Origin of the sequence: Sphingomonas sp. CCH15-F11, from assembly GCF_001557005.1 — a bacterium.
GTDB lineage: Bacteria > Pseudomonadota > Alphaproteobacteria > Sphingomonadales > Sphingomonadaceae > Sphingomonas.
In genome coordinates this window covers 1-1,522 of the sequence record NZ_LSKG01000090.1, presented here as the reverse complement: position 1 = coordinate 1,522, position 1,522 = coordinate 1, and the positions used below count along the sequence as shown (strand labels likewise).

Annotated in this window: 1 protein-coding gene; it reads right to left on the bottom strand. The window is 58.2% G+C overall.

Features of this window, described 5'->3' with window-relative positions:
- Positions 1–307 precede the first annotated feature (307 nt).
- Complete coding sequence (locus AX709_RS08365; RefSeq protein ID WP_066110912.1) at positions 308–1,459, bottom strand: IS110 family transposase; 1,152 nt, start codon at positions 1,457–1,459, stop codon at positions 308–310.
- Positions 1,460–1,522: the final 63 nt, after the last annotated feature.

The window sequence follows — 1,522 nt, the reverse complement described above, 5'->3', positions numbered from 1 at the left end:
TTGTATGATCCGGGCCTTGTCAAGTTCGCATTGAACGGTTCCTTCTGTTGACGGGTTGGGGGCCCCCACACGCAATGCTCAAGGATTGGCTTCATTAGTTCCGAGGTCAGCTGATGCACTATCCGTGCATAGACTTGTATCCGGTCGAGGCCGTGGCCGCGTACCATAATCCGTATTCACATCCCCGGATCGAGCAAAGGCGGATGCGGACCAAACTACTACTGGGCGTTTTCAGGCGCCATCAACTTTCCCGGTCACACATCACACCAATCCGCGTCGCCTTATCGAGCCTGTTGCAACATAAGCATCAGGCGGCGCGGAGCTCGGCACCTTGAGGGACCAGACCGGTCTCCGCAAAGCGCCAAAGCGCGATTAACAATTTTCGGGCGAGCGCAACGATCCCCACCTTTGCCGCGCGAGCGCCGTTGCCTTTGAACCGGTTGCGATACCAAACGGTCAGTTCGCTACTTGGCTGATATTTCAACCAACACCACGCAAGCTCCACCATCTGCACACGTGTGCTTCGGTTACCGGCTTTGCTGATGCCCTGATCACGCGACACGTCGCCGCTGGCGAAGGGCGCCGGAGCTAACCCAAGGAAGGCCGCGACGTGTCGTCGGCTTTCGAACTTTCGGCAGAAAACCTCTGCAACCAACATTGCCGCGCTGTTCGGACCAATGCCCTTCAGCTGCTCAAGGCGAACCGCTTTCTCTCGGCATGGGAAGGTAGACTCCTCATGGAGCACAACTTCAGCGCGGTCCCGCTCGATGTCCTTGATCTGATCGTTGAGCAACGCGAGCCGTTCGAAACAGCGCTCAATTTGTCGACGAAGGTTTGGTGGCAAAGGCCGCCCATCGCCGGTGCGCATGTCGTCGAGCTGTTTTGACCAGTCACCGCCCTTGATGGCTTTGACAGATCGTATGCCCTGTAATGCAAGTAGCCCCCTGATCCGAGAGATAATTCGGGTGCGCTCGTGCACGAGATCGCCGCGCTCCCGCATTACTCGGCGCGCGTCCTCTTCCTCGGGAGAGGGCACGTCCACGACACGGCACACGCTTTTGTCGCCAGCGAGATAGGCTTTGAGGATCCCGATCATTGCTTCGGCGTCGATCCGGTCGGTTTTTGCGCGCCTGCCTCGCCGCGACACGAGGAAGCTGGCGGGATCCAGCACATAGGTATCGATGTCGTTCGACCGCAGTAGCCTTGCGAGCCAGAAGCCATCATATCCAATCTCGAAGCACAGGCGAATGGCGGCAGGTTCACCGATACGATCAGCGGCCTTGCACTCAAGATTGCGAAGGTGACTGATCAGTGCCGCGCTGTTCCCGGCAGGAATTGTCCGCAGCGAAGGCTTCGCCGCTCCTGGCGAGAGCGAGGCAACAAGCCAGTTGCGCTTGCTGAGCTCAACGCTGACAATGACAGAAGTCTTGGGGCAGTAATCTGACGACGAGTTCTCCATGTAGCGTTCTCCGTGGGGTTTGACGGAACAACGGCATAGCCGATCCGGCCTGCATAGGATCTA